The following is a 26759-nucleotide window of genomic DNA, read 5'->3' as shown; positions in this document are numbered from 1 at the left end:
CCGTCACGCGGGCCGGCGACAAGCGGCCCGCGGGGCACCAGAAACCTCGGCAATAAGCGCATCGTCCTGACTCGTCCCGGGTCGGAGGAAGGCTTTTCATTGCGGCCGGAAGCGGCCGTATCCAGGGGAAGACGCCGAAGAGCGTCCAACAGCTGAAAGGAAAGGCGGATTTGATCGGTCAATCTCTGTCCCTTGCGGGACTTCAAAAACGATACGGCGAAGCCCTTGCGATTCGCGAGCTGTCGCTCGACGTCGCAGCCGGCGAGTTTGTCTCGCTGTTGGGGCCGTCCGGCTCCGGCAAGACAACAGCCTTGACGATGATAGCCGGCTTTGAGGCTCCGAGCGCAGGCAGGATCGCCATCGGTGGCCAGGACGTGACTTTCCTTGCGCCAAATCACCGGAACATCGGAATGGTGTTCCAGAAATACGCGCTTTTTCCGCACCTGACGATCCACCAGAACATCGCATTTCCGCTCAGGATGCGTGGGCGGATGCAGAAGACCGCGATCGTGCAGCGCGTCGAGGAGATGCTGGAACTCGTCCAGCTCTCCGGCTACGCGGAGCGCTATCCCAACCAGCTTTCCGGTGGCCAACAGCAACGGGTCGCCGTGGCGCGGGCTTTGGCCTTTGAGCCACCCGTCCTTCTGATGGATGAACCACTTGGCGCCCTCGACAAGAAATTGCGAGAGGCGATGCAATTCGAGATAAAACGTCTACAGGAGCGACTTGGTGCCACGGTCGTCTACGTAACCCATGATCAGGACGAAGCGCTGACGATGTCGGATCGCGTCGCCATAATGTCCGACGGTCGCTTGATGCAGATGGGTACACCGACGGAGCTCTACCGGCAGCCGAAGACGGAGTTCGTCGCGGACTTCATCGGCCGGATGAATTTTATTGATGGCGATTGCCTCGACTGCACGGCTGAGCGAACGGTTGTTCGTTTATCGGAGAGAACGGTGCTCAACCTCCGTTCTGCGGCAAGCGAGCGTACGCGCAAATATGATGCCGGAACGGCTCTGCGTGTGGCAATCCGTCCAGAACGGATGCGTCTTGCGAAGCGCGGCGATGGTGGCGCCGACGCGCTGCCGGGCGTCATCGATGCCGCTGTGTTCATCGGTTCGACATACATCTTTCTCGTCCGCCTAGCCGATCGCCCGGAAGCAAGCCTGCAGGTACAGGTCGCTGCTGACTGCGTCATGCCATTCCAAAGAGACGACGCCGTGGACATCGTCCTTGACGGCGCAGCCGCGCACGTCTTTTCCATAGCGGAGAGGTGCGCCGCATGACGCGTTCACTGGCATCACTCTCATCTTTATTGACATCCCGCCGGTCGAGCTCCGCGCGCATTTATTCGCCCACCGCGTCCATGGCATTGGTCACGCCCCTCCTCGCGGTCCTGCTGACTGGGTTCCTGTATCCGGTCGCGCGGCTGATCGCGCTGAGCTTTTCCGGGGGAACATACAGCCACTATCGGCGTATTTTTACCGAGTCGCTTCATCTCGACGTTCTCTTCAGCACGATCGAGGTCGCCCTTGTCGTGACGCTTGCGAGCCTGCTGTTGGGTTTTCCCGTCGCCTACATGATGGCGCGGCTGAGCAGGGGCTTGGCAATGGCGATCGCCGCCTGCGTCTTCATCCCCTTGTGGACTTCCGTCCTCATCCGCTCCTATGCGTGGGTCGTCCTTCTCCAACGCAACGGCATCATCAACAAGCTGCTCGTCGATACGGGGGTTACGGAAGGGCCGTTAAAGCTGATCTATACCCAGGGCGCGGTCATCCTCGCGATGACGCATGTGCTGATGCCCTTCATGATCCTGCCGATTTATTCGGCACTGCGCGCATTGCCCCCAGACTACGTGCGTGCCGCCCGCAATCTCGGCGCCGGGCCCATCCGTACCTTCGTCGCCGTAACGCTTCCGCTCAGTCTGCCGGGTGTTTTTGCCGGCAGCGTCATGTGTTTCGTACTGGCGCTCGGCTTCTACATCACCCCGGCGCTGGTTGGTGGGCCCGGCTCGATGCTGATGGCGACGCTCATCGGCCAGCAGACAACAGTCCTGCTCGATTGGCCGTTCGCGGCAGCACTTTCGACCGTACTCCTCGCCGTTACGCTCCTTTTTGTTCTCCTGTTCCGCAGGACGCTATCGCTCAGCAGAGGATTGAACAGTGTCTATTGATCACGCACGCATGCCGGGCCGGATTCCTGCGGCCATGGATATCTTCGCTTCTCCGACGATCCGCGGCTATTCGAGGGCGGCGGGGATCATTGCCTTCGGCGCGGGGATCGGATGTATTCTCTTCTTCCTGCTGTTGCCGACGCTGATCGTGCTACCGATGTCGCTCAGCGAAACTGACCATATTGAGTTCCCGCCCCAGGGCCTGACACTCAAATGGTACAGCGCCTATTTCAATGATCCGGACTGGATGGCAGCGACGTGGTTCAGTCTTAAGATCGCCTTGGCGACAACCGCGACAGCGACTGTCGTGGGAATCATGGCGGCGCTCGCGATTGTGCGAGGATGCCTTCCGTTCAGATCCACATTGCAGGCGCTTGCGCTCGGGCCGATGATTGTTCCCCACATCATCCTGGGCGTGGCGCTCTACCTCGCCTTCTCGCCCCTGCAGCTCACCGGCAGCTTTTTCGGATTCCTCATCGCGCACACCGTGTTGGCAATCCCCTATGTGATCATCACCGTCACGGCGTCGCTGCAGCGCGTCGATCCGACGCTCGAGCTGGCGGCGTTGAACTGCGGGGCCAACAGGCTGCAGGCATTCTTCCTCGTCGTTCTGCCGAACATCGTCCCAGGTGTCGCAGCGGCGGCCGTGTTCGCCTTTCTCGCCTCATTCGATGAAGCGACCGTCGCGTTCTTCATATCGGACATTGGTGGCAAATCGATCGGGCGCAAGATGTTCGAGGATATCGATTTCAACCTGACGCCGGTCATTGCCGCGGTCTCGACCGTGCTCGTCGCCACTTCCCTCCTGCTCATGGGCACGGTTCACCTGCTGAACGCCCGTAAGCCTCGCTCGTGAAACCGAGGACTCCCACTTCTCAGCATCTGAATTAACAAAGGATTCTTTCATGACGTCTCTCCTCTCACGTTCCACAGCAGTGATGAAGCCGACTGTCGCCGGATTTCTATCCTTGATAGCCTTGTCGCTTCCGACAATCGCCGGCGAGCAAGTCATCATCGCGTCGACCGGCGGCGCTTATGACAAGGCTCTAAGGGAGGCCTGGTTCGATCCGTTCACGAAGGCTACTGGCATCGAGGTGGTCACCGTCGCGGCGACGAACGCCGAAATGCGCGCCAAGGCTGCGGCCATGGTGAAAACGGGAAACGTCAATTGGGACCTCTATCTCGACGGCGAGATCCAGGCCGCCTCAAAGGCGCATCGCGAAGTGACAGAGGATCTGACGGATTTCTGCCGCCAATTTGCCGATCGCGAGGACCTCAGCGCCAATGCATGCTCCGCTGGCGGGGCCCTGCTGCAATCCACGGCTACGCTGTTGGCCTACAGAACCGGAAAACCCGGAGAACCAGTTCCCGCAACATGGGCCGATATGTGGGACACAGGGAAATTTCCGGGTGAACGCGCATTTCCGAACTTCGATGATCCCTGGCGCGTCATGGCGGCCGCACTGCTCGCCGATGGTGTAAAGCGCGACGAATTATTTCCGCTCGACATCGATCGCGCGTTGGCTAAGCTCGACAAGATCAAGCCTTCCGTCACGCTGTGGTGGAAGACGGGCGATCAGAGCGTGCAAGGGTTTCGCAATGGCGAGTACTCGCTCGGGCAGATCTGGTTGACGCGCGCAAAGGCGATGCAGAATGAGGGGCTGCCGATCGACTGGTCCTACAAGGCCGCCTTCCTCGTCGGCGACCGGATAGCGCTGCTGAAGGGCGCGCCGCACCGTGACAACGCGCTGAAGTTAATGGCCTTCTGGCTGGACTCTCCCGCGGCGCAGGCCAAAGCGTGCGAAGCTCTCTCCTGCACGCCCCCGAGTAGCGATGCGATCTCGATGATGTCGGATGAGGCGCGCAAGACGATGCCGCAAGGTGACGACGTCCGGGATCACGTCATTCTTCCCGACGCGGAGTGGATCAACGCCAATGCTGCGATGATGTTGCAGCGCTGGAACGAGTGGATTCGCTGACTGCACCAGCGCCCCGCGTGCATGGAGGCGAGGCGCAGCGGTCTCGGAGCGCTCCGCCTTGGGAATCGTCTGAAGGTGAAGCGGATGCTCACCCCGAGCTAAGCGTCCTCTTTGGGGGGGCCGAGGTTCATGCAAGCACCGTGTACGTCCTCGTTTGTCCAGAAGCAGTCGCACGACAGTTTCTGATCAGCGGCCGGGAGCGACCCTTCCCTCTCTTCCGCAGCAGACGCTGTGAACGGCTCGCTTGAGCCCATTGCGCACGCCCGACGATGGCGCTGAGCATTTCACCCGCAGACGGTCGAGGCGGTTGCCGGCATGATCCTCGTCGCGGTTGCCGTTCACGAGCTATTCGTGCGGTGACAAGTGCGGGCGCACCGCTTGACAGCCGTGGGCAAAGAGCGGAAAACACAGTCCATGGGGTTGCGATCACCCCACGAGGCGACAGCCGAAGAATCGCGTCCTTTTCAACCGGTCAGACGGAGGACGCGCCATGCCGTCACTTCTTGAAATTTCCCCCGACAAGCTCGCCCGCCTCATCGGTACCCCGAAATCCCCAGCTCTCATCGACGTGCGGATTGACGAGGATTTCAACGCCGACCCTCGGCTGGTCCCCGGCTCGGTCCGGCGCGATTACCGTGAGGTGCAGTTCTGGAGGGATGAGCTTTACGGCCGGTCCGCCGTCGTCATCTGCCACCGCGGCAAAAAACTGAGCTACGGCGTAGCCGCCTGGCTCCGCCAGGCCGGCGTTTCGGCCGACGTGCTCGAGGGCGGCTTCGAGAGTTGGGCAAAGGCCGGACACCCGGCAGTTCCCGCCTCCAGCTTGCCCGAGAGGGATGGGCAAGGGCGCACCGTCTGGGTGACGCGCACGCGTCCGAAGATCGACCGCATCGCCTGCCCATGGTTGATCCGCCGCTTTGTTGATCCAAATGCCGTGTTCCTGTTCGTCTCGCCGTCCGAGGTCGAAACGGTCGCCGAGCGTTTCAATGCCACGCCTTTCGACATCGACGCGCCGGTCCGCTGGAGCCACCGTGGCGAGCATTGCACCTTTGACGTCATGGTTCAGGAATTCGGGCTGGCAACGGAACCGCTGTTGCGGCTCGCAACAATCGTTCGGGCTGCCGACACGGCGCGGCTTGATCTTGCGCCGCAGGCGCCCGGCCTGTTAGCCGCCTCGCTTGGGCTGTCGCGCATGTATGCCGACGACAACGAACAGCTCGAGGCGGGTCTGCCGCTCTATGACGCGTTTTACCGCTGGTGCCGGGACGCGACCGACGAAACGCACAACTGGCCTTCTCCGAAAAAGGGAGCATGACCTTGTCCGACATCGCACGGAACGTCACGACTATGTCAGAGCCCCAAGCATTGAGGCATGGCATACCGTTCGGCGACGCACTTCGCGTCTGGGCGCGGATCGCGACCTTGAGCTTCGGCGGCCCCGCCGGGCAGATCGCGGTGATGCACCGTATCCTCGTCGACGAGAAGCGTTGGATCGGCGAGCACCGCTTCCTGCACGCGCTCAACTACTGCATGCTGCTGCCCGGCCCGGAAGCGCAGCAGCTTGCGGTCTATATTGGCTGGCTCCTGCACAGAACTGTCGGAGGACTCGTCGCCGGCATTCTGTTCGTTCTTCCGGGCTTCCTTTCAATTCTTGCTCTGAGCTACATCTACGCGGCCTTCGGCAATGTCACTGTCGTCGAGGGGCTGTTCTTCGGCCTGAAGGCGGCCGTGCTTGCGGTCGTTATTCATGCCGTCTTCCGGATTGGCAGCAGGGCGCTGAAAAACCGGCTGATGATCGGCATTGCGGCGGCCGCCTTCGTCACCATCTTCTTCTTCGGGGTGCCGTTCCCGCTGATCATTCTGGGCGCCGGCATCATCGGCTATATCGGTGGGCGCTCGGGGTCGCCGCTCTTCCGGATCGGCGGCGGCCACAAGGCGGGAACTGGACCAGTTCTCAAGGATGAAGACTCGCTTCTCGGAGAAGACATCCCTGCTCACGCGCGCCCCGACCTGGCCTGGTCACTACGAGTCTCGGCGGTTTTCCTCGCGCTGTGGCTGGTGCCGCTTGCCTTGCTTTTGATCTTTCTCGGGCCGGACAACGTCTTCACCAAGATCGGACTGTTCTTCAGCCAGATGGCGGTTGTGACCTTCGGAGGTGCCTATGCGGTGCTTGCCTATGTCGCCCAGGAAGCGGTTCAGCAATATGGTTGGCTGAAACCGGGCGAGATGCTCGACGGTCTCGGCATGGCCGAGACGACACCGGGGCCGTTGATCATGGTCACCCAGTTCGTCGGCTTCATGGGCGCCTATCGCGATCCTGGCTCGCTCAACCCGATGACTGCGGCGACGCTTGCGGCAGTGCTGACGACTTGGGTCACCTTTGTCCCCTGCTTCCTCTGGATCTTCCTCGGAGCACCCTTCATCGAGAGGCTGCGGAGCAATGTGGCGCTAACCGGCGCGATGTCGGCGATCACCGCCGCGGTCGTCGGTGTAATCCTTAATCTCGCGGTCTGGTTTGGTTTGCACACGCTGTTTGCCGAGGTGATCACGCGGAACATCGGAGGTCTCACGCTGGACGTTCCCGTACTGAGCTCCCTTGTTCTCCCTTCACTCGTTCTGACCATCACAGCCGCAACCGCAATATTCCGGTACAAGGCATCGATCATCGTCACGCTGCTCGCCTGCGCCTTGGCCGGTATGGCGTGGACGTTGGGCACGTAGGCCGCTTTGCGAAACAGAGAAATGCAACGGGGCTCCTCTATAAGGCAGCGACGTCTCCGTAGCGAGCTCTGGCTAGATGCCTGGCTTCTCGTTGGTCCCTCGCTGTCCGTGCCCGACAGGTTGAAGCCGAGACGCAGCTCGAAAGAAGGGACGTAAGTGTCAGGCATCCACCCGGGAACCTATCTGTTTGCTGCGCGTGCCTTGCGCGATTTCGGCGACGGCTTTGTCGCCATCCTCCTTCCGGTCTATCTGCACCTCCTCGGCTTTTCCCCGCCGCAAGTCGGCATCATCGCGACCGCGTCCCTCTTTGGCTCGGCGCTCTTGACGATTGCCGTCGGGTTTCTCGGCGCGCGCCACGATGTCCGTTGGTTGGTGCTCGCCGCCGCGAGCCTGATGACGGCTACAGGTGTCGCCATATCCCTGGCGCACGATTACTGGCCGCTGCTGGTGATCGCGTTCGCCGGGACCGTCAATCCGTCGGCCGGTAGCGTGAGTGTGTTCGTGCCACTGGAGCACGCGGCGCTCACCCGCGAAGTAAGCGATGCGGAGCGGACGAGGATGTTCGCGCGCTACAGCCTAGTGCCGCCGGTGCGCTTTCGGCCGCACTTCCGATTTCATCGCTGTCGTGGAGCTCGAACGATTGGCAGCCGTCAAGCTGATGTTCGTGCTCTACGCGCTAGTCGGGTTCGCCGCCGGCTTTCTTTATGCACGCATACCAAAGCGCATTGTCAGCCACGAAACCGTGGAGACCGCGGCGCTCGGCCCGTCACGCGCCATCGTCTTGAGGCTCGCGGCCCTGTTCAGCCTCGACGCCTTCGCCGAGGCTTCGTGGTCCAGTCGCTGCTCGCCCTCTGGCTGTTCGAGCGTTTCGATCTATCGCTCGCACAAGCTGGGGTATTTTTCTTCTGGTCGGGCGTGTTGTCGGCGTTGTCGTTTCCTGTCGCTGCATGGCTGTCGCGACGTATCGGTCTCATCAACACCATGGTACCCCCATACCGTCAAGCGTTGCCCTGATGCTGGCGACGTTCGCACCGACATTGCCGCTGGCGCTGGCCCTGCTACTGCTTCGGGCGGCGCTCTCGCAGATGGACGTGTCGACTCGCTCGTCCTATGTCATGGCCGTCGTCACGGAGTCGGAGCGGGCGGCGGCCGCGAGCTTCACATCCGTGCCATGCAGTCTCGCCGCCGCGGCGAGCCCAGCCCTTGCGGGCGCGCTGTTTGCAACATCCTACCGGTCTTGGCCGCTCGTCATCTGTGCGATGCAGTTCCGACACCTTAGGCCGCCGGAGGAAAGCTGAGAGTAGCGCTGTTGGCGCGCTGTTGCCGTTCAGCGCGTGTTCAAGCCATACATGAAACTGTGCCATTAAGAGATCACCGGTGGCTGGAACAACCATCGGCGTTATTCTTATCGCATTCGTGGGCATTTGCCTCCGCCGGGACTCTGCCGCGTCTGGTTCTATGACCGACCTGCTGGACACCAGCCGCCATCGACATGGTGCCGCCGGGCTGAGCGACTTGCTTATGGCGGACGGATCATCTGGGGCGGTTCGCGGGAGTAGCCCTACCGGCTACGATCCAGGTGTTCAGAGGCCTTCGGCTTCAATCGTGGTCAGAAAGCCGGAATGATCCGTGTCGAGGTCAACATCGGTTTTGCCGGTCAACCTGCAATTCGGGCCTCATTCGGCAACTGCCGCTTTCCACCCATCACGGCCCGCCCTTAGCATTTGGTCGCCGAATGGCGGAAAGTCTGGGCAACCACCTCATTCGCCACCATCTCGTTTACGATATGAGCAGTCGTATACTTGCTGAGGACCAGATTGGGGGCGATCCAGCGATAGCTCGGCCTTCCAGGAATGATAGGAGCGAAGATCGTCGGCGACGATGCGGGTGGTCGCTCCGTATCCGGTTGACCGCCGATCAGGATGAAACGCGGTTGTACCACCTGCCATGCTCGATCAAATTTGATAGGGTGGTTCGCCGCGCGCGCGATCGATGATGCGCTGCTGACGCTCCGATATGATTTGCTGGCTCGCCTGCATGCGGACGGTCTCCTGCAAGATCTTCAGCCTGTCCTGCATTGCCTCGAAGGCACGGCGGTGCGGCGGCGGGACGCGATTGATGACGTCCGTCTCGCCGCGCAGGATGGCGTTGCGGCCAAAGCGTTCATCGAGCGCCCGGCTGACCGCGGCGAACTCTCGGGCGACGGCGGGAGCAAGCGCGCCGGCGGCCACGTCGAGCTTGCCGTCCTTCTTCTTCATCTCCGCTGCCAACCGCAGCAGCGCGTCTTCGGCTGCCTGTGACAATCCTGGAATGGCGACCGCCATGCGGCGTCGTTCTTCCGTGATGGCCTGGCGCTCCGAGTCGACGGCACTGACGTGAGCCGCGCCGAGCGAGCGCAAAAAGACGGACGCCTCGGATACGGCCCGCAAAGCCTCTTTCCGTTCGCGGCCGGAGGCGAGCATGCGGTCGATCAGGCGTTCCGAACCGCGCAGCGCACCATAGGCGGCTGGGTCATTAGCCACGGCCGCGACGATCCGCTCGGCCGCAAAACCCTTGACGATCAGCGCCTCTATTCTGTCGACGGCGCCGGCCGGATCGCGCCAGATGCGCTTGGCGATCTCGGCGAGCGCAGCGCGATTGTGACGATAGTGCGGGGCGGAAAGCGCGCGTTGGCCGGCCTCCTCGTCCACCGGCGTCCTGAATTCCGTCACGGCGGCGAGCATCGGCAGCACCGCTTTATCCTCTTTCCCGAACTCGACACTTGCACCGGCAACGATCTTCGAACGGTCCTTCCTCTCGGCAAGATGCTGTTCTTCAGCGAAGCGACGGACAACCTCGAAGAGCCGCGTCAGCTTCCCGCGCCGTTCATCGGTGAAATCGTCCGGCATGCGTTCGGCGATGTTGCGTTCGACAATCGCGTCGGCCTTCGGCGTGAAGGCGCTCCAGCCGAAGCGGGCGGTCAGCGCGTCGCTCACTGCCTTCACCTCCTGCACGAGCGAGCGATCCTCGGCGGCGAAGGCAAAGGCGCTCTTCCAGGCGTCGTAACCCCCTTGCTTGCGCACCGCCTCGATTTCGGCGAGGCGCGCCGTGGCCTGTTTCGACAGCGCCGGGACCGACAGGGACATATGGACGCGCCGCGTTTGCTCGCGCTCGCGGAACCGTGCGGCATTCCTGCGGAACTCGGTCGCATGGGCGCGGGCCAAGGGCAGCAATTCGTGGAGGGACACCATGGCGACGCCGCGCTCGTCGCGAGCCGCCCGGCCGTCAACCATGTGGTCCGACCCGCGAAGTCGGCCAAGCCGGTCCGGTGCTTTGCCGAGATCGTCGGCAAGCTTGCGGGGTTCGATGGCGGCGTCCGACGCCAGTGCATTAAGCGTCGATAGCGCGCCATCAGGGTCGCGATAGATTTTCGCCAGCACCGGGCGCAGGATGGCCTCGCGCTCCTTCCAGCGTTCGGAGGAGGGCTGAGCAAGTCGTGCGTCCTCCTCGACACTGCGGAAGAATTTCGTGGTGGGCGGGATCAGATATTTCCCAACCGACGGGATTGGGGCCGAGAGAGATTCCGTCCGTTCCTCGCTGTAGGAAACGCGCCGTTGGCGCTCGATCGCAAATCCGAGCGCAACGCTCGCCCTCTCCCAGAGCTTGGACACCTGCGCCCTCTTTTCGATAAGCCAAGCCAGCCGCCGCGAAACGCCCTCCTCTATTTCCGCCGCGACCTCGGCGACCGTGTCGATGCCGCGCCGCCGCGCGAAGTCTTTTGCATGCGGCCAGTACCCGGCCTCGCTCTCGAAATCGAGCGTCGTCGTCTTGGCGCCGGATCGTCCGAGACGCTCGACAAGCTCACTGAACAGCTCCGGCCGGCGGCTCTCGCGCTCGATCCGCTCCCGGCGGGCGTCTGCGGTTTCGATCTGCCTGACGGTCCAGACATTGCGATCGACTTCCCGTTCCTCGAAACGCTTTTGGCCCGTCTCCTTATCGACGACGGGCACCCTGACCTTGACCTTCTCGACGCCGTCCTTTCGCAGCGTCACCGTATCGCCTTCAGCGACGCCCGCCGCCTCGAGCGCCTTCGGCAGGCTGACGCCCCAGAGCCGATGGACGGTTCCGTCGTCCGTCCGGATGTCGGCATAGGGACTTTCGTCCGCATCCTCGTCTGTGGATCGCAACTTCGCCATCCCTTCTTCGACCAGTTCGCCGGTGACGCCGGCGGCATGATCGACGCGCGGCTTACGACTCCATTCCGGCCTCGCCTCGAAGTCCTCTGCCGCCGCATAGAGATCGGCGCGGTCGCGATGCCTGGTCATCGCCACATAGGTCAGATGCTGGTCCATCATGCCGGTGGCGAGCACAAAGGTTCGGTCGACGGTGGCGCCCTGCGATTTATGAATGGTCGTGGCATATCCATGATCGACGTTGCGATAGCTGTCCTTGCTGATGACGATGTCACCGCCGTTGTCGAGTCGGACCGACAGCAACGCATCGCCGCGTCTGTCGCCGGTGGAAACGACCGTGCCGAGCATGCCGTTCTTGACGTATTGCGGACCAAGACGCCGCGCGCGTGGCTCCACGAAACGGGCGTTCTCTAGGAAGATGATGCGGTCGCCGGCGGCAAATTCGCGCAAGCCTCGCGCCGTCTGGAACGCGCGCGCCCCTGTCAGCGCGCCCTTCTCCACCATCACGCTCCGCAGGGCCTCGTTCAGCTTCCGGACGTCGTCGTTGGTGTGGGCGAGTACCAGAAGCTCGTCGCCGCGAAGCCGAACTTCATTTCCGCCGGAGACAGAGTTCTCGAGCGCCTGTTCGCGCGCATCGGCCCAGTCGGCAACGATGCGGTCGACGATTTCGTCACGCGTTTCCGCCGCGACAATACGGCCATGCCGCGCATAGGCATCGAGGCCCTCTTCGATCTTACCGCGGGCGAACAGTTGAGAGGCATCGCGCGCCCACGCATCGCGCTGCCGCCGCACGCCGGCCAGTTCGGCAAAGCCGACGCGCTCTGAAATCGCCCGGAACGCGGCACCCGCCTGAATCGGCTGCAGCTGCATGGCGTCGCCGACCAGCACCGCTTTCGCGCCGGCGTCTTCCACCGCTTTCAGGACGCGCGCCATCTGCTGCGACGACACCATGCCGGCCTCGTCGATGACCAGCACGTCATCACGCTGGAGCAGATCGCGCCCGCTCGCCCAGGCCAGTTCCCAAGATGCCAGCGTGCGCGACCTGATGCCAGAACTGTCCTCAATCCCTTCGGCCGCCTTGCCGGCTAGCGCCGCACCGAAGACCCGCCGGTTCCCGCTCTCCCAGGCGTGGCGTGCGGCGGCAAGCAGCGTCGACTTGCCGGCGCCGGCGAGCCCAACGACGGCGGCGATCGCATTGTCGCCGGTGACGTGGCAAACGGCATCGACCTGTTCCGCATCGAGCTTGAAAGGCTTTTCGGTATCAGCCGTTTCGATGCTTCGGACAGCTGCGGCGACCTGCGCGCTGGAGACGGCGAAGCCCCTGCGCTTTGACAACACTCGGGCGGACTCTGCCATGGCATATTCGAGACGCAGGATCTCCCGTGTCGTGAACACCGCCGGCTCCGACGCCTTGCCGGTTTCAGCGTCAAGCTGCTGCGGAGTCAGCATGACCAACTCGTCCGACGCCATCAGCCGCGCCCGGATATTGGTGAAGTCGACGGGATCGTCGACATAGCGGTGCAGCGCCTTGGCAATATCCTTCTCGTCGAAGGTGGAGCGTTCGTTGCCAAGCTGCTTGAACAGAAGCGCCGGCTCGGTCAGCAACCGGTCGGCCATCTCTTGCCGGCGGGCGAGATCGGCCGGCGCAAAATACATCGCGATGCCCTTGCGGGCGAGCGCCGCCTTCTCCGGTCCGAGATGCTTTTGCGCAATCCCATCGAGACCCTGCTCGGCATAAGAGCGGCCGTCGAGGCGGATCTCGTGGCCGGCAAGCACCAGATGCCGATTGGCGGTCTCCGCCCAGGCGATCTTCCAGGCCTTCATCGTTTCCTTGTCGCCGGCCCAGAGCTTGTAGACGATCTTGCCGTTCGGCCGCTCCGGCGTGGCGACGCGCAGCGGCTCGCCGTCCTCGCCAAGCACCGGCACCTTCTTCGGCCCGAACCCTTCTTCGGTCAGTGGACGCAGCGGGATCATAAGATGGATGTGCGGATTGCCGTCTTTTTCATGATAAACCCAATCAGCCACCATTCCCTTCGACGTCAGATTGTCGCGGACAAATTCACGGACAAGTGAGATGTTCTCCGCCCGCGTCAGCTCCTCCGGCAGGGCGATAATCAGCTCACGCGCAAGCTGGGCGTCGACCCTCGTCTCGAAGGCATCCACCGCATTCCAGAGCGCCTCAATTGCCTTGCTGACCAATTGCCCGTTGATCGCAGTCTTCAGCCAGGCCGGGACATCGTCCGGCAACGCTAGTTCCTCATGCACCAGTTCCCGCGATCCGCCGCGATAACTAAAGGACGTCCCAGCCTGCTCGTCCATCATCCGGGTGCGATGGCGATAGGCGGCGGCCGAGACGATGCTGCGTCCCGCTCCCCTGCCGATCACCTGCGCTCTGACGAACATGATCGCCACGGCTGTCTCCGATCGTCCAAGCACGTCGCGCCAGCGACGTATATTGCGCCCTCAAACCGATCGGCCCGCCAGGGCCGATGCCGCCTTCTCGGTTGCAGGCTAGCCTATTTAACTATCGTATTCTAGATAGTATAATTCGCCCCGTGAAGATTGCTCGAACCCGGAAAGGACATCGGAATGGCCGCAAAATCATCGATCGCTGACATCGACGCCCAGATCGAGAAGCTACGCGAGCGCAGACGCGCGATGATCGCAAAGTCCGCCGAACGCTTTGCGCGCGCGGCAACGAAATCGGGGCTGGCGGAAATGGAGATCGCTGACGAGGAGGTCGATCGGATTTTCGAAGAGATCGCCGCGCGATTTCGTAAGGAGGAAAAGAAGGGGACTGCCAGCGTATCTACTTCGCCGCGTCGACCAGCAGCTGGCGGGACTGGAACGTCGGCGGAGGTTTCTCATGACAGCTGATCGCAAACGCGAGGCGCGTGAGAAGTTTTTACTCGGCGGCATCGTCGTCAGGGCGGGTCTCACGAAGGCCGACCGGGCGTTTCTGCTCGGCGGTCTACTCGAACTGGCGAGGCTTGATCCGGGCTCATCGGAGCATCGGCGGTTGCGCGATATCGGCGAGGAAGCGTTCAAGGCACCGGCGCTTGACGGTCATTCGACGCGGATCCCGGAGGCGACCGAATGACCGTGCGAGCAAAACCGCATCCGAGCCTGTTGCTCGTCCTGGTGCCTATCGCAGTAACGGCTGTCGCCGTCTATGTGGTCGGCTGGCGCTGGCCAACACTCGCCGGCGGCCTATCCGGGAAAGCGGAATATTGGTTCCTACGCGCTTCTCCTGTGCCGGCGCTTCTGTTCGGACCACTGGCAGGACTGTTGAGCGTCTGGGCGCTGCCATTGCACCGGCGAAGGCCGGTCGCGATGGCGAGCCTCGTCTGCTTTCTGGCGGTCGCCGGTTTTTACGCGCTGCGGGAGTTCGGCCGGCTCGCACCGTCGGTGGAGAGCAGAGTGGTGACATGGGACCGTGCCCTTTCCTATCTCGATATGGTCGCCGTTTTCAGTGCAATCGCTGGCTTCGTGGCGGCGGCGGTGGCCGCGCGCATTTCCACCGTCGTGCCCGAGCCGGTGAAGCGCGCCAAGCGCGGCACCTTCGGCGACGCGGACTGGCTGCCAATGTCGGCCGCCGGAAAGTTGTTTTCGCCGGGGGGCGAGATCGTTGTCGGTGAGCGCTACCGAGTCGACAAGGATATCGTCCATGGACTGCCCTTCGATCCAAATGATCGCAGTACTTGGGGACAGGGGGGCAAAGCCCCTTTGCTCACTTACAAGCAGGACTTCGACTCCACCCATATGCTCTTCTTCGCCGGGTCAGGTGGCTACAAAACGACGAGCAACGTTGTTCCGACGGCGCTGCGCTATACCGGACCACTGATCTGCCTCGACCCGTCGACCGAGGTCGCGCCGATGGTAGTCGAGCACCGAAGCCGCGTCCTTGGACGCGAGGTGATGGTGCTCGATCCAACGAACCCGACTATGGGATTTAATGTACTCGACGGGATCGAGGCGTCGAAGAGACAAGAAGAGGATATTGTCGGCCTTGCGCATATGCTGCTGTCGGAAAGCGCTCGCTTCGAAAGCTCGAGCGGCGCCTACTTCCAGAACCAGGCGCACAATCTACTGACAGGCTTGCTTGCCCACGTCATACTCTCGCCGGACTTTGAAGGGCGGCGCAACTTACGCAGTCTCCGGCAAATCGTCTCGGAGCCTGAGCCCTCGGTGCTCGCCATGCTGCGCGACGTTCAGGAGCACTCGCACTCTGCCTTCATCCGCGAAACGCTCGGCGTCTTCACCAACATGACCGAGCAGACGTTCAGCGGCGTCTATTCGACCGCCTCGAAAGACACGCAGTGGCTGTCGCTCGACAGTTATGCCGCGCTCGTCTGCGGCAGCGCCTTCAAGTCGAGCGACATCGTTACAGCCAAGAAGGACGTGTTTCTGAATATTCCGGCAACGATCCTGCGCTCCTATCCAGGAATCGGCCGCGTCATCATCGGCTCGCTGATCAATGCCATGGTCCAGGCCGATGGTGCCTTCCAGCGCCGGGCACTCTTCATGCTCGATGAGGTCGATCTCCTCGGCTACATGCGCGTCCTCGAGGAGGCACGCGACCGCGGCCGCAAGTACGGCATCAGCATGATGCTGATGTACCAATCCCTGGGGCAGTTGGAGCGGCATTTCGGGAGGGATGGCGCGACGTCATGGATTGATGGCTGCGCCTTGGCCTCCTATGCCGCGATCAAGGCGTTCGACACGGCGCGCAATGTCTCGGCGCAATGCGGTGAGATGACGGTGGAGGTGAAGGGAAGCTCCCGCAATATCGGCTGGGATACGAAGAACGCCGCCTCGCGCAAATCAGAGAGCGTCAATTGCCAGCGGCGACCGCTGATCATGCCACACGAAATCACCCACTCGATGCGAAAGGACGAACAGATCATCATCGTCCAGGGGCACAGCCCGATCCGCTGCGGGCGCGCGATCTACTTCCGGCGAAAGGACATGAAGGAGGCGGCGAAGGCAAACCGCTTCGTCAAGCCGATCCCGTGATGGGCCGCCAACATGACGCCGGGAAAAAATCTCTATCGCTCGGTGCGGCAATACAGGGCGAACGGGCCCTCCGCGCCTGGCGGCGTGAACCAGTCTAGAAAGAGTGTATGGCCGAAGGAGTGAGCCCGGGCACTGTTAGACCAAACGCCCAAAAGGGCATGCCGTTGGCCGCGTCGGGATGGGCATGGACGACAATCGACATTGGCACACGACGATCGCCGTAAGCATCATGAAACCTGTGCCGGGGGGAACATGCAAAGGGTATAGAAGGCGAAATACCACGCGCTGTAAACCGCCGCCCTGAGGACGCCGAAGGCAATCGCGTACGGAGGGCTGACGATGAATCGAAGCGCGCGAAAAGCTCCGCTTCGGCTCATCGCGCCGGTTTCGCGTTAAGCGTTTTGAGGCTCTGTTGACATGACGGGCTCCTCGGTATTCGCTAGCCCAGATCGAAGCAACAAAATGGTCATACTGTTCGCACACCCAAGGGCAAGCGAGGAAGTCCTCTTGCGATAATGCGGCCGATCCGGGTCGCAACATCGAGCGAGAGGCGGGCGTGACCGCAGGCGGAGACCGCTTGCGGGACCGGTGAGCGAAGAGAATAGCAACCCGTCGGCCGTCGGCTGGCTCGCCCGAACAACGATCTCCAGTCTCGACGATCGATCACGAAAATGAATCGGTGTGGGCCGATCGATTCCTAAGTGTCGTTGGACTCAAAAGCGGGAACGGGCGTTTCTTCCGTCATGCTCACTCAGCCCTATCCGCTCTACATCGAACGCACGGATGCGACGAAAACCGTGGCGCGCTTCTACACGCTCCCGATCGAACCTACGCTGTCCGGCACGCCCTGCCTGACACGGCGTTGGAGCGCATCGGGCCATGGTGCATCACTTCGACAAGGAAGAGGGTGCTGTGCACATGATCATCGATCTGCTGCGGACCAGACAGGCGCGCGGCTAAAGACCGAAAACACGCGTTCGACGTGAACACATTGCCTGGGGTTTCCCGCAGCGAGCGCGCCCTGATCGTCGCCGGTGATCATTGGTAAAGCGGAGCTTCGCCGACGCGTCGGTCGTTTCGCGTGTCGGCCCAGGCGGGAAGGCAAACGCCGCCCTCAGAAGGGCGGCGCGGGGTCGAAGGTGCCCTCCTGTTCGGCGGTCGCCGCCAGTTCGGCCTGAGCCAATTCCAGCTCGGCTTCGATCTGGCGGCGCTCGGCGGCGTCCGCGTTCCTGAGCTCGGCGCGCAGTTCTTCAACCTGAATTTCTGTTGCAATCGTCATCGTCGTCTTCTCCTTGGATAATGTGAAGATGACGCCACGGGGTCGAGAGGATCGGGCCGGGTCAAGGATCGCGTCAGCGACCGCCGGAGGCGGCGAGCGGAGGAACCGATTTTCTGGCGGTGCCCTTAAGGCAGCGGCTGAAAATTGGAGGGGCCGCGAAGGCCTTGAGGCGGCGCGCGCCCTCATGGCAGACTTGGCTATTTGATCAGACAAGCTTTCGCCTCGTGTGGCAGGGGAGAGGAGCAAAAGCGGGTTCGATGCCCGCTTTTGTTCCCGGTGCTGCGTTTAACGATCAAACCGAGTAACGGCGAAGTCGGCCCCGATTTCTCGGGGCCGCTCGCTTGGCTCGTCAGTCCGGATTGTTCCAGAGGATCACCTTCTTGCTCGGATCGCCGCCGGGTGCCTGTGCGAGGTTGCCGAAGATCACGCCGATCTCGGGAGCCTCCAGCTTCACTGAGAGGTATTCCTCGCCGGTCTGGCGGGCGACGCGGTTCCAGCCCGCGCCGATTTCGAAGCCGGTCTTGCGGTTGATGACGCGGTAATCGGGGGCTTCTTCGCTCGACTTGCTTGCGTTCGGGACGATGGCGATCGGGGCGTTGACCCGGATGGTGGCGAAGACGCCTTCGAGGATGCCATCGGTCTTCTGCGTCAGGGTTGCGATCGTGGTGGCCATGATTCTGTCTCCTTCAGTTGCTCGGGACCATTCCCGATGTCGCACGAAGAGACGGCCGACCTGCTGCGGTCAGCTCGGCCGAAAATTTTTCCAAATTCTATTTTCCGCCAGGCGAAAGAACCGAAATCGAATTTTGCAAAAATTTCGGACGAGTCTTACCCCTTTAGGGTTGGCCGCAAAAGCAGGCGGTCGTCTATACGAGCGACACAAAACGGGAATGGTTCGGGGCAACTGAAGGACGCGACAAACCATTATGGCTGTCCGGTCCACACCGCGGGAGATCGGCCGCGCATCCCTTGATACGTTGGTCCGCGTGCCGGTCAACGCCATGCCCTCGCCCTCTCCCAGCTACTGCAGGCGGGTGAGCACGTCGCTAACGATATTACCCCTTAAGTTGATCCGAGAGTTAGACGCGGCGAATGTATCGCCGCCTGCAGCCGGCGCGGCAACACCTGATGAAGCCGTTCGCGTGAGCGATAGGTGATCGTCCCCCACTCCCCCCCGCGCCCGGCAATCTGCGCTGTTGGTGTTCTCCAGGCACATCGCGGCACGCGCCCCATCCGAGCGATCGGACCCGGCTTAGTAGCGGAACCAGGCCCGGCAGTGATCACGAGACAAAAGGAACCCAGCAAGTCGCGAACGGAATGCCATAAAGCGCGACATTCTGATCCTGGGAAACGAAATGCGCTCCCTCCGCCAAGGCCTGCCCCGACGATGCGGTTCGTGTCGGCCAAGGCCGTCAATGAGCAAGCCGCCGCCGTGTTGGCCAGCGTCCGGGAGCGTTTGATCCGCAACCGCACCCAACTCGCCGGTGCAATCCGCGGTTACACCGCTGAATTCGGCATTTCCGTCGTCAAGGAGCTGGCGCACATTCCCCTGCTGCTTGAACGGATACAGTCCGATGAGACCGTGCCTGAGCTGGCGCGGGAACTGTTCGCGAGCCAGGCGGCGGAATACGCCCAGATCGAAGAAAAGATTGGAGACGTGGGTGCCAGGATCATGGCATGGCAGCGAGCCGACGAACACAGCAAACGTCTCAATACTATTGCGGACCGGCGCTGCTGCACTGAGTCGTCCGGGCGAGCTAGCCCGGATAGACTAAGCGCCAACCCCTCCCAACTCACGTAAGATCGGCGTGCTGGAGTTTGAGGGGGATCATTATGCCGAAGAGAACTCTGTGCGCCTTAACGGCGCTGGCCTACTTGTCATGCTTCGTCACCTATTCAGGAGAACGTTCGATCCAGATCGCTGGTCACAAGTTCCGGACCGCGGAGGACTGCATGAGGAAAGCACCGGTAGGCCGCTTCGACCGCAAGTGCGATATTCCGCTCCTCGGCTGGCGTGGCGCCGAGGACATGTGGTGGTTTCCGAACGTTGTCCAGGGCGCCGGCATCTAGTTAGATAGCGCTCCTTGAACGCTAAGTGCTTCGAGTACGGCGAGACGGAGGGGGCCGTCGGCGAGCCCGGTTGCGCTAATGTCTTGCCGAGGTAGGCCATCGCCTTTTGTCGGTGCGGCCCAGATTTCTCAGATCGCCTCGACCGCTTTCTGCCGCGTCACTTTGGGCGTTTCATGCGGTATGCGACCTCATGCGCCCGTTCTGAGACGAGCTCGCGGTCACGGCCTTTCTCCTTCGGATTATCTGCATGAGCCGCACGAGCTCATCGATGTCGGGTGCGTGCCAATGAAGATGGCACGAGCATAAGGGCGCTTGTCGTAGAGGCGGTGCGCTGACCGGCAGCAAGGCCCTTATTGCTGGTCGGACCCAAGCACATCGAGGAGCCAGACGAGACCTACGTCCATGAGCGCCGGCTTCGGCACGACCGCCTGGATGCTTGACGCGCCAAGATCCAGCGGCAGCTTTGCGGTGCCGACGGCAAAGCGCGCCGCATGCATCTCGACGAACCTCTTGGGCAGGACGCAGACGAGCTCAGTCTTGGTGAGGAGATCGAGTGCCAGCAGGAAGTTCGGGACGGCCAGGGCCACGCGGCGGGAAAGGCCGCGGCTTGCGAGCAGTTCGTCAACGACGCCCGAGGGATCGCCTCGCGGTGCTACGAGCAGGTGCTGCATGCGGCAATAGTTTTCGAGCGTAGGTTTCTTTGAAAAGGGATGGCCGCTGCGCGCCGCGACCACGAACTCCTCCTCGTACAGCCTTTGCGCGGCGAAGCGGGCGGGCAGTTCGTAGAAAGGCGCGATCGCTACATCGATCAGCCGCCCGTCGAGATCGGAAAACGCCGTCTCCATCTGCATGTGCCGCACGACGAGATCAATGCCTGGCGCCTTGCGGGCGATTTCGTCAAGCAGCGGCGGCAGGAACACCGAGAAGCCATCGGACGTGCCAATTGTGAAGCGGCGGCGTGAGCGCGCCGGCTCGAAAGGTTCAGCGGTGGAGATGACGCTTCGCACCCGCGCGAGGATATCGCCGATCGGCGCCGCCAGTTCCCTGGCGCGCTCGGTCGGTACCACGCCCTTCGGGGTCTTCAGGAACAGCGGATCGTTGAGCAGCCGCCGCAAGCGGCCGAGACCGTGGCTGACGGCGGAAGCGGAAAGGTTCAGCCTTTCAGCGGCGCGGCCGACATTCCGCTCCTCAAGCACCGTCTCGAAGAGCACCAGCAGGTTAAGGTCCGCGCGCGAGAGATCAATCTCATTCAGCATAATGATGAAATCATATCACTTCATTCAGCATGAGCAAAGGCCTAGTTTTTTCGAGGTCATGGAGGCCACACGGTCTCCCGACACCCAAACGGAGGAACAGATGAGCGATTTCATCGGGTACATAGAAGCCCTGGCGCTGCGCAGCTTGCAGCGCGCAGAGGCGCAATTCCGCGCGCCGGCGCTTGCCGATCCGGCCTTCAACACACGGCTGCGCCAGGCGCTTGCCGGGGAGGATGAGGCGGCGGCCGTCATCTCCTTCTGGCGGGAGGCGGGACCTGCGCGATGGTTTGCCAAGGAGCCCGAATTCGACCGCGCCTTTTGCGAGCGCTTCCTCGCTGCCCATGAGGCTGCGGCGCGCGGCGCGCTTCTGAACTGGACAACTTCACCGGAGAAGACGCTGGCGCTCCTTCTTCTCCTCGACCAGTTCCCGCGCAACGCCTTTCGCGGCACGGCTCGCATGTATCAGACCGACTCTCTGGCGCTCGGCATCGCACGCGCCGCGGTGAACGCAGGTTATGATCTCAGAGGGCCGGCCGACCTGCAGCTCTTCTTCTATCTTCCCTTTGGCCATTCGGAGGACCTCGTTGACCAGGAGCGATCGGTCGAGCTTGCCGGACGCCTCGGCGAACCGAGTCTTTCCCACGCCAAGGGTCACCGCGACATCATCCACCGCTTCGGCCGCTTTCCGCACCGGAACGGGATCCTAGCGCGGACGATGAAGGAGGAGGAGCAGCGATTTCTAGATGAGGGTGGCTTTGCGGGGTGAGGGATGCTCTGCAGGAACGTCCCTGCGGTGGCAGATGGAGGTCACTTCCGGGGTGAAGGATCATGCCACCGTGATACAGGACGCCGTCGATGAATTCCCCGTCGGCCGTGAAGCCCGTGTCGTCCCAGAGTCGACGTAATTGCCGCGATTTCATGGCGCCCTCGATAGGCGCTTTCGCGCTTTCCGCCGCTTCGTTGTAGCGACCACCCGGCAGCAGCTCATACCGCACGTGGCCATCGGCCGCGACCCATGTGCCTACATAGGTTGGTCGTGTTGCCCCTGCGTAGATGCCTTCGAATTGTTGTCCACGTCGGCAGATGCCTTCGAGGCGATGACGAGCGGGACGATAGCGGCAACGAGTGCGAGAGTCCGGCAATAATTCATCGCGAGGGCTCGACAACCCGGCGCGCGCTGCGGCCTTGCTTAGATGCCCAGAATGCCAGTAACTACGCTGGAACCCTGGTCGCGCCGCCGATCACGCATTCATCCTCACGGAATGGATTTGTTGTGCATTTGTGGGTGATCAGCCGCCGCAACCGCTTTCGAGACAAGTTCTTGGACCAGCCATCGGTCTTCGCCTTTTGATACATAACTGCATTGTTTCGTGACGTACACATGCGAATCCACCTCCTGCTTGTGTGCTGCCGCGCGCGACAATTCAGCCATCCGCAGGCTCCAAGGCCCCTGCCCCTTACAAAGGGGCAAAGAGCGTCCATCGGCGCTCACGGACCTTTAGATTGTACGGATATTCGTTTACCCTGAACTTCAACTGGGTGGCAGTGTCGATGCGCATCGCACATCCTTCAGATCTGCATTTTGGTGGCAAGTTCAGCTTGACCCTCTGGCGAAATGTTGACGACGTATCGCGTATTTCGAACCTCAGCTGCTGGCCGTCTCCGCGACGTGGTTGATCACCTTGCCGCTGAGGGGAAAGCAGCAATTCCGCAGTGGCATTCAGGCAAGCGAATGGTGATGAATGAGGTGGGTTAGGGTACTTGCCGGCGTTGCCGTCGCGGCGGTGCTCGGTGCCGGGGCCGTGACCGTTCTTGGCATGCCTGCCGGCGTTTCGAGCGAGAGGATTCAGCGATCGGTGACGAGAACACCCGACCTTTTGCAACGGGCCTGGTCGCTACCGGTCGCGTGGACCTTTCAACATCAAGTCGTCTGGCAGTCCAATGCCTCGCGATGTGGCCCGGCGAGTATCGCCAATACATTTCGTTCGATCGGCGAAGAAGAAACGACGGAAGCGGCTGTGCTCGATGATACCGGATATTGCTGGACAGGCTTCTGTGTCATCGGACTGACGTTGGACGAACTCGCGGAGCTTACACGTTTAAAGACTAGACGCAGCGTGACGGTGCTCCGCGACCTGACCGCAGACGAGTTTCGGGAACACATGAAGCGGTCAAACGATCCAAGTCGTCGCTACATCATCAACTTCAATCGAGAAGGCATTTTCGCCGCCGGCAGTGGCCATCACTCACCGATTGGAGGGTATCTCGAAGAAGAAGACATGGTTTTCGTTCTGGACGTCAATGAACGATACAAGCCTTGGCTTGTCGAACGCGAACGCCTATTCAAAGCCATGGACACGTTTGATGGCGACCGCAAGCGCGGTCTGCTTTTGATCCAGTAGTGTCAGCCAGAAGCCCGGCGAACGTCTGTGCACAGAGCGGAACATCGCAGGAATCGCGGCTACGCCCGCGCAGGAACGGCCTCCATGACGCTTTGCGCTGTCTTTCGAACGCAAAAGATCGACCCTAAAACGAGGCCGAAGAGATCAGGCGGCTGAAGAAGGAGTTGGCTCGCGTCACCATCCAAGTGCGAAGCTTGACGCACACTCCGTGTCGAGATTTGCCCCCGGTGCATTGGTCAGCGCGAAACCTGCGCTACGGTCAGATGCTTAGGCAGAGGTATTTAATCTCCAAATAGTCATCAATGCCATACTTGGAGCCCTCGCGGCCCTGGCCGGACTGCTTGATGCCGCCGAAGGGGGCCGCCTCGGTGGAGATCAGGCCGGTGTTGATGCCGACCATGCCGTATTCCAGCGCCTCCGCTACGCGGAAGATCTTGCTCATATCCTTCGAGTAGAAGTAGGACGCCAGGCCAAACTCGGTATTGCTGGCCGCTTCAATGACCTCCTCCTCTGTCTCGAATTTGAAGAGCGGCGCAACAGGTCCAAAAGTTTCCTCGCGAGCGATCTTCATGTCGATGGTGACACCCGTCAGCACGGTTGGCTCGAAAAACAGACCGCCTCGGGCATTGCCGCCGAGAACCACTTCCGCGCCCTTTGCCACCGCGTCGCCTATATGTTCCTCGACCTTGGCGAGCGCCTTTTCCGAGATCAGTGGACCGGCGTCGATGCCCGGCTCAAACCCGTCGCCGATCTTCATCTCCCGCACCTTGGCCGCGAGCTTCGTGGCAAAGGCGTCATAGACCCCGGCCTGCACGAACAGCCGATTGGCGCAGACGCAGGTCTGGCCGTTATTGCGGTATTTGGAGATCATGGCCCCTTCGACCGCCGCGTCGAGATCGGCGTCATCGAAGACGATAAAGGGGGCATTGCCGCCGAGTTCCAGACCCAGCTTCATGATCTGGTCGGCGCCCTGGCGCATCAGGATCTTGCCGACATTGGTGGAACCGGTGAAGGTCAGCTTGCGCACCTTGTCGTTCGCACACATTTCCTTGCCAACACTGGCCGAGTCGGTCGACAGCACGACGTTGAAGAGTCCCGCCGGCAGGCCGGCGCGCTCCGACAAGACCGCGATCGCCAGCGCCGAAAGCGGCGTTTCCGCCGCCGGCTTTGAGACCATGGCGCAACCGGCTGCGAGCGCCGGCGACATCTTGCGGGCGAGCATCGCGTTCGGAAAATTCCATGGAGTGATCGCGGCAACGACCCCGACCGGTTGCTTGATCACGATGATGCGCTTGTCTGGCTGGTGTCCCGGAATGGTGTCGCCATAGACGCGCTTTGCTTCCTCGCCGAACCATTCGACGTAGGACGCCCCGTAAAGGATTTCGCCCCTCGCCTCCGCGAGCGGCTTGCCCATTTCCATGGTCAAGATGGTAGCAAGGTCGTCGGCATTGGCAACTATCAGGTCGTAGAGGTTGCGCAGCACCGCGGCGCGTTCCTTGCCGGTCTTTTTCGCCCATTCCTTTTGCGCTGCGTGCGCCGCATCGATGGCATGCGCGGTTTCGGCCCGGCCCATGTCGGGCAATGTCGCGATAGCCTCGCCTGTCGCCGGATTGGTGACGTCGAATGTCTTGCCGCTGTCGCTTCTCGCGAGCCACTCGGCGCCCACCAGCCCCTTGTCAACGGCAAGGCTGGTATCCTTCAGTTTGACGAGCAGGGTTTCCGAAATCGTCATTCGCAGGCCTCCTGGCGCAAACGTGCGCGTCTTGCTCCCGAAGAGCCAGATTTGTGTCGTCCCGATGCCGCGTCGGCTACCTTCATTGACCGAAGACGTGCGCCGATCTGGCATCAAACCTCAACCAAACGGCATCGCCGCGAGCGAGGCCCGAGATCGCCTCGTGACCGAACGGAAGGCGGACAGACAGATCGTTGCCCTTGTTGGTCTTTGTTGCGACGTGCACGTTGTTGCCGAGGAAGGTGATATCGCTAACCGTGGCGGGCAACCCGGTGTCCGATCGCGTTTTAGACAGGAGCAGGCGTTCCGGTCTCAGCATGAGGGAGGCTTTGCCTCCGGAGGAGGCAGTTCCATGCAGGGGAACGTTGGCCACTCTCATTGTGTCACAGATAGCGACCTCTGCCCGGCCGTTCGCCGTGGAAATCACATTGCAGGGCAAGAAATCGCTGTCTCCGATGAACTCGGCGACGAACCGCGTGGCGGGATTGGCGTAGAGCTCCGGCCCGGTACCGATCTGGTCGATCACGCCCTTCGAAAAAACGGCGATCCGATCGGAAAGGCGAAGCGCTTCCTCCTGGTCGTGCGTAACGTAGAGGATGGTCACTTCCGTCTGCTGGTGAATCCGGCGGATCTCGTGCTGGATCTCCTCGCGTAGCTTCTTGTCGAGTGCCGAGAGCGGCTCGTCCATCAACAACACAGGTGGGTCATATGCGAGTGCGCGCGCCAATGCGACCCGCTGCTGCTGCCCACCGGACATCTGCGCGGGCTTGCGGTCCTCGAAGCCTTCGAGCCGCACGAGCTTCAGCATCTCGCGCACCTTGGCGTCGATCTCCGCCTTCGGCAGGCGGCGGACCTTCAGCGGAAAGGCGATGTTCTCGCCGACGGACAAGTGGGGGAACAGCGTATAACGCTGGAATACCATGCCGATGTTGCGCTTGTGAGAGGGCGTCGATAGCAGAGTCTGCCCGTTGAGAAGGATGTCGCCGCGCGTCGGGTTCTCAAAGCCGGCGAGAATATAGAGCGTGGTGCTCTTGCCCGATCCCGAGGGGCCGAGAAATGTCAGGAACTCGCCCTGCGCGACATCGAGATTGACGTCTTGCACGGCGGTCACCGGCCCGTACTCTTTGCGAATACCCCGGATTTGCAGAAAAGGTTTGCTCATGATTTCAGTCCTTTGCGAACGAGAGCGACGAGCACCATCAAAAGCACGGTCAAGAGAATGAGAAGTGTGGAAGCCGCGGCAACGACCGGTGTCAGATCCTGCCGCAGCGTCGCCCAAATTTTCACGGGGAGCGTCTGGAGCGTCGGGCTCGACATGAAGATTGCGACGACCACTTCGTCCCAGGAGGTGAGAAAGGAGAAGATCGCTGCAGAGAAGATGCCGTGGCTGATGGCCGGCAGCGTCACCCGGAGCTTGGCTTCGAGCGGAGACGCGCCGCACAACACGGCGGCATCCTCGATCGATTTGTCGAAGCCTTCGAGCGCATTGGTGATCGACAGGATCGAGAAGGGAAGCGCCAGCACCAGATGCGAGATGACGAAGCCAGTTAGGGTCCCGTTGAGTCCGATCTGCAGGAAAAATGCGTAGAGCGCGACCGCAAGTACCACGACCGGCAAGATCATCGGCGTCAGGAACAGCGCCTTCAATGCTTCGCGGAGCGGGAAGCGCCCGCGGGTTAGGCCGAACGAGGTCACGAGCCCTAGCAGAACCGAGAGGACAGTGACAATGATTGCGATCTGGAAGCTCGTCCAGGCGGACTCGAGCCAACGCGGATCGGCGAGAAGCTCCTGATACCATTTGAGCGTCCAGCCGGGCGGCGGAAAGATCAGCCATTGCGACGATCCGAAGGACAGCGCCGCGATGAACAGGATCGGCAGAAGCAGAAATGCCGTCGTCAGCAGCGTGATGCCGAGGAGAACGAGCTTCCACCAGCCGAGGCGATCGAAGTTCAAAAGCAT

At 61.8% G+C, this 26759-nt stretch carries 23 protein-coding genes and 3 pseudogenes; 14 read left to right on the top strand and 12 right to left on the bottom strand.

Features of this window, described 5'->3' with window-relative positions:
• Positions 1 to 170 precede the first annotated feature (170 nt).
• The 7 genes and pseudogenes from ACTJKL_RS09510 (at position 171) to ACTJKL_RS09480 (ending at position 8171) form a co-directional block, all read left to right on the top strand.
• A complete protein-coding gene (locus ACTJKL_RS09510; protein WP_018097200.1) occupies positions 171 to 1289 on the top strand; it encodes an ABC transporter ATP-binding protein in 1119 nt (372 codons plus the stop codon).
• Entirely contained in the window at positions 1286 to 2176 is an 891-nt protein-coding gene (locus ACTJKL_RS09505; RefSeq protein ID WP_440852759.1) for an ABC transporter permease, read from the top strand. Before ACTJKL_RS09510 ends, ACTJKL_RS09505 begins: the two co-directional genes overlap by 4 nt.
• Entirely contained in the window at positions 2166 to 3032 is an 867-nt protein-coding gene (locus ACTJKL_RS09500) for an ABC transporter permease (protein ID WP_440852758.1), read from the top strand. Before ACTJKL_RS09505 ends, ACTJKL_RS09500 begins: the two co-directional genes overlap by 11 nt.
• 49 nt (positions 3033 to 3081) lie before the next feature.
• Positions 3082 to 4155: an ABC transporter substrate-binding protein gene (locus tag ACTJKL_RS09495; RefSeq protein WP_440852757.1), complete on the top strand. Its 1074-nt coding sequence runs from the start codon at positions 3082 to 3084 to the stop codon at positions 4153 to 4155.
• Positions 4156 to 4645: 490 nt separating this feature from the next.
• The gene (locus ACTJKL_RS09490) at positions 4646 to 5467 is read left to right on the top strand and encodes a chromate resistance protein ChrB domain-containing protein (protein WP_018097205.1); all 822 of its coding nucleotides are present in this window, start codon (positions 4646 to 4648) and stop codon (positions 5465 to 5467) included.
• Positions 5464 to 6873, top strand: coding sequence for a chromate efflux transporter (gene chrA / locus ACTJKL_RS09485; protein ID WP_018097206.1), 1410 nt, complete (start codon positions 5464 to 5466; stop codon positions 6871 to 6873). Before ACTJKL_RS09490 ends, chrA begins: the two co-directional genes overlap by 4 nt.
• A 156-nt stretch (positions 6874 to 7029) precedes the next feature.
• Positions 7030 to 8171, top strand: a pseudogene (locus ACTJKL_RS09480) (MFS transporter).
• A 419-nt stretch (positions 8172 to 8590) separates the two neighbouring features.
• On the opposite strand, the gene ACTJKL_RS09475 reads toward ACTJKL_RS09480, so the two are convergent.
• Positions 8591 to 8815, bottom strand: coding sequence for a hypothetical protein (locus tag ACTJKL_RS09475; protein WP_018097207.1), 225 nt, complete (start codon positions 8813 to 8815; stop codon positions 8591 to 8593).
• 13 nt (positions 8816 to 8828) lie between these two features.
• Positions 8829 to 13457, bottom strand: coding sequence for a Ti-type conjugative transfer relaxase TraA (traA, locus tag ACTJKL_RS09470; RefSeq protein ID WP_440852756.1), 4629 nt, complete (start codon positions 13455 to 13457; stop codon positions 8829 to 8831).
• A gap of 177 nt (positions 13458 to 13634) precedes the next feature.
• Here traA and ACTJKL_RS09465 point away from each other — a divergent pair, with 177 nt between their 5' ends.
• From ACTJKL_RS09465 to ACTJKL_RS09450, 4 genes are all read left to right on the top strand, one after another.
• A complete protein-coding gene (locus ACTJKL_RS09465) occupies positions 13635 to 13922 on the top strand; it encodes a TraC family protein (RefSeq protein ID WP_018097209.1) in 288 nt (95 codons plus the stop codon).
• Positions 13912 to 14145, top strand: coding sequence for a conjugal transfer protein TraD (locus tag ACTJKL_RS09460; RefSeq protein WP_018097210.1), 234 nt, complete (start codon positions 13912 to 13914; stop codon positions 14143 to 14145). Before ACTJKL_RS09465 ends, ACTJKL_RS09460 begins: the two co-directional genes overlap by 11 nt.
• The gene (gene traG, locus ACTJKL_RS09455; RefSeq protein ID WP_440852755.1) at positions 14142 to 16061 is read left to right on the top strand and encodes a Ti-type conjugative transfer system protein TraG; all 1920 of its coding nucleotides are present in this window, start codon (positions 14142 to 14144) and stop codon (positions 16059 to 16061) included. The genes ACTJKL_RS09460 and traG overlap by 4 nt, the downstream gene beginning before the upstream one ends.
• A 743-nt stretch (positions 16062 to 16804) precedes the next feature.
• A complete protein-coding gene (locus ACTJKL_RS09450) occupies positions 16805 to 17047 on the top strand; it encodes a WGR domain-containing protein (RefSeq protein ID WP_411926779.1) in 243 nt (80 codons plus the stop codon).
• A gap of 128 nt (positions 17048 to 17175) precedes the next feature.
• Here ACTJKL_RS09450 and ACTJKL_RS09445 read toward each other — a convergent pair whose 3' ends face one another.
• From ACTJKL_RS09445 to ACTJKL_RS09435, 3 genes and pseudogenes are all read right to left on the bottom strand, one after another.
• Positions 17176 to 17340: a hypothetical protein gene (locus ACTJKL_RS09445; protein ID WP_164866870.1), complete on the bottom strand. Its 165-nt coding sequence runs from the start codon at positions 17338 to 17340 to the stop codon at positions 17176 to 17178.
• Between the two features lie 349 nt (positions 17341 to 17689).
• Positions 17690 to 18013, bottom strand: a complete 324-nt coding sequence (locus tag ACTJKL_RS09440; protein ID WP_018097213.1) for a DUF736 domain-containing protein — start codon at positions 18011 to 18013, stop codon at positions 17690 to 17692.
• A 607-nt stretch (positions 18014 to 18620) separates the two neighbouring features.
• A pseudogene (locus tag ACTJKL_RS09435) lies at positions 18621 to 18719 on the bottom strand (type II toxin-antitoxin system VapC family toxin); the annotation flags it as partial.
• A 17-nt stretch (positions 18720 to 18736) separates the two neighbouring features.
• Between ACTJKL_RS09435 and ACTJKL_RS09430 the strand changes: the two are divergent.
• Positions 18737 to 19141: a hypothetical protein gene (locus ACTJKL_RS09430; RefSeq protein WP_440852754.1), complete on the top strand. Its 405-nt coding sequence runs from the start codon at positions 18737 to 18739 to the stop codon at positions 19139 to 19141.
• 357 nt (positions 19142 to 19498) lie between these two features.
• On the opposite strand, the pseudogene ACTJKL_RS09425 reads toward ACTJKL_RS09430, so the two are convergent.
• Both ACTJKL_RS09425 and ACTJKL_RS09420 read right to left on the bottom strand, forming a co-directional pair.
• Positions 19499 to 19657 (bottom strand): annotated as a pseudogene (locus ACTJKL_RS09425) (DUF3606 domain-containing protein); the annotation flags it as partial.
• A 103-nt stretch (positions 19658 to 19760) separates the two neighbouring features.
• A complete protein-coding gene (locus tag ACTJKL_RS09420; protein WP_440852753.1) occupies positions 19761 to 20666 on the bottom strand; it encodes a LysR family transcriptional regulator in 906 nt (301 codons plus the stop codon).
• A gap of 100 nt (positions 20667 to 20766) precedes the next feature.
• On the opposite strand from ACTJKL_RS09420, the gene ACTJKL_RS09415 reads away from it, so the two are divergent.
• Positions 20767 to 21432: a DUF924 family protein gene (locus tag ACTJKL_RS09415; protein WP_411934406.1), complete on the top strand. Its 666-nt coding sequence runs from the start codon at positions 20767 to 20769 to the stop codon at positions 21430 to 21432.
• Here the strand turns inward: ACTJKL_RS09415 and ACTJKL_RS09410 are convergent.
• Both ACTJKL_RS09410 and ACTJKL_RS09405 read right to left on the bottom strand, forming a co-directional pair.
• Positions 21329 to 21661: an Atu4866 domain-containing protein gene (locus ACTJKL_RS09410; RefSeq protein ID WP_411922607.1), complete on the bottom strand. Its 333-nt coding sequence runs from the start codon at positions 21659 to 21661 to the stop codon at positions 21329 to 21331. The two genes, ACTJKL_RS09415 and ACTJKL_RS09410, sit on opposite strands and share 104 nt — an antisense overlap.
• Positions 21662 to 21921: 260 nt before the next feature.
• Positions 21922 to 22098 (bottom strand): hypothetical protein, encoded by a 177-nt coding sequence (locus ACTJKL_RS09405; protein WP_440852752.1) that lies wholly within the window; start codon positions 22096 to 22098, stop codon positions 21922 to 21924.
• A 310-nt stretch (positions 22099 to 22408) separates the two neighbouring features.
• Here ACTJKL_RS09405 and ACTJKL_RS09400 point away from each other — a divergent pair, with 310 nt between their 5' ends.
• Positions 22409 to 23068 (top strand): phytochelatin synthase family protein, encoded by a 660-nt coding sequence (locus ACTJKL_RS09400; RefSeq protein WP_440852751.1) that lies wholly within the window; start codon positions 22409 to 22411, stop codon positions 23066 to 23068.
• Between the two features lie 259 nt (positions 23069 to 23327).
• Here the strand turns inward: ACTJKL_RS09400 and ACTJKL_RS09395 are convergent, their stop codons facing one another.
• The 3 genes from ACTJKL_RS09395 to ACTJKL_RS09385 all read right to left on the bottom strand — a co-directional run bounded on the left by ACTJKL_RS09395 (position 23328) and on the right by ACTJKL_RS09385 (position 26759).
• Positions 23328 to 24800, bottom strand: coding sequence for an NAD-dependent succinate-semialdehyde dehydrogenase (locus tag ACTJKL_RS09395; protein WP_411922590.1), 1473 nt, complete (start codon positions 24798 to 24800; stop codon positions 23328 to 23330).
• 82 nt (positions 24801 to 24882) lie between these two features.
• On the bottom strand, positions 24883 to 25962 hold the full coding sequence (locus ACTJKL_RS09390; RefSeq protein WP_440852750.1) for an ABC transporter ATP-binding protein: 1080 nt from the start codon (positions 25960 to 25962) through the stop codon (positions 24883 to 24885).
• Positions 25959 to 26759, bottom strand: a complete 801-nt coding sequence (locus tag ACTJKL_RS09385; protein ID WP_102762286.1) for an ABC transporter permease — start codon at positions 26757 to 26759, stop codon at positions 25959 to 25961. Before ACTJKL_RS09385 ends, ACTJKL_RS09390 begins: the two co-directional genes overlap by 4 nt.

The sequence above is a fragment of the Sinorhizobium sp. 22678 genome, assembly GCF_052044265.1.
In the GTDB taxonomy this organism is placed as follows: domain Bacteria; phylum Pseudomonadota; class Alphaproteobacteria; order Rhizobiales; family Rhizobiaceae; genus Sinorhizobium; species Sinorhizobium meliloti_A.
This window is presented reverse-complemented; position numbering and strand designations above follow the sequence as displayed.

Excerpts from the sequence above, each read along its gene's own strand:
- ACTJKL_RS09420 (WP_440852753.1), bottom strand. The coding sequence starts at position 20,666 with ATGCTGAATGAGATTGATCTCTCGCGCGCGGACCTTAACCTGCTGGTG.
- ACTJKL_RS09400 (WP_440852751.1), top strand. The coding sequence starts at position 22,409 with ATGAGGTGGGTTAGGGTACTTGCCGGCGTTGCCGTCGCGGCGGTGCTC.
- ACTJKL_RS09395 (WP_411922590.1), bottom strand. The coding sequence starts at position 24,800 with ATGACGATTTCGGAAACCCTGCTCGTCAAACTGAAGGATACCAGCCTT.
- ACTJKL_RS09390 (WP_440852750.1), bottom strand. The coding sequence starts at position 25,962 with ATGAGCAAACCTTTTCTGCAAATCCGGGGTATTCGCAAAGAGTACGGG.
- ACTJKL_RS09465 (WP_018097209.1), top strand. The coding sequence starts at position 13,635 with ATGGCCGCAAAATCATCGATCGCTGACATCGACGCCCAGATCGAGAAG.
- ACTJKL_RS09415 (WP_411934406.1), top strand. The coding sequence starts at position 20,767 with ATGAGCGATTTCATCGGGTACATAGAAGCCCTGGCGCTGCGCAGCTTG.
- ACTJKL_RS09505 (WP_440852759.1), top strand. The coding sequence starts at position 1,286 with ATGACGCGTTCACTGGCATCACTCTCATCTTTATTGACATCCCGCCGG.
- ACTJKL_RS09495 (WP_440852757.1), top strand. The coding sequence starts at position 3,082 with ATGACGTCTCTCCTCTCACGTTCCACAGCAGTGATGAAGCCGACTGTC.
- chrA (WP_018097206.1), top strand. The coding sequence starts at position 5,464 with ATGACCTTGTCCGACATCGCACGGAACGTCACGACTATGTCAGAGCCC.
- ACTJKL_RS09440 (WP_018097213.1), bottom strand. The coding sequence starts at position 18,013 with ATGGCCACCACGATCGCAACCCTGACGCAGAAGACCGATGGCATCCTC.
- ACTJKL_RS09460 (WP_018097210.1), top strand. The coding sequence starts at position 13,912 with ATGACAGCTGATCGCAAACGCGAGGCGCGTGAGAAGTTTTTACTCGGC.
- ACTJKL_RS09490 (WP_018097205.1), top strand. The coding sequence starts at position 4,646 with ATGCCGTCACTTCTTGAAATTTCCCCCGACAAGCTCGCCCGCCTCATC.
- ACTJKL_RS09445 (WP_164866870.1), bottom strand. The coding sequence starts at position 17,340 with ATGACGATTGCAACAGAAATTCAGGTTGAAGAACTGCGCGCCGAGCTC.
- ACTJKL_RS09450 (WP_411926779.1), top strand. The coding sequence starts at position 16,805 with ATGCTCACTCAGCCCTATCCGCTCTACATCGAACGCACGGATGCGACG.
- ACTJKL_RS09405 (WP_440852752.1), bottom strand. The coding sequence starts at position 22,098 with ATGGCTGAATTGTCGCGCGCGGCAGCACACAAGCAGGAGGTGGATTCG.
- traG (WP_440852755.1), top strand. The coding sequence starts at position 14,142 with ATGACCGTGCGAGCAAAACCGCATCCGAGCCTGTTGCTCGTCCTGGTG.
- ACTJKL_RS09385 (WP_102762286.1), bottom strand. The coding sequence starts at position 26,759 with ATGCTTTTGAACTTCGATCGCCTCGGCTGGTGGAAGCTCGTTCTCCTC.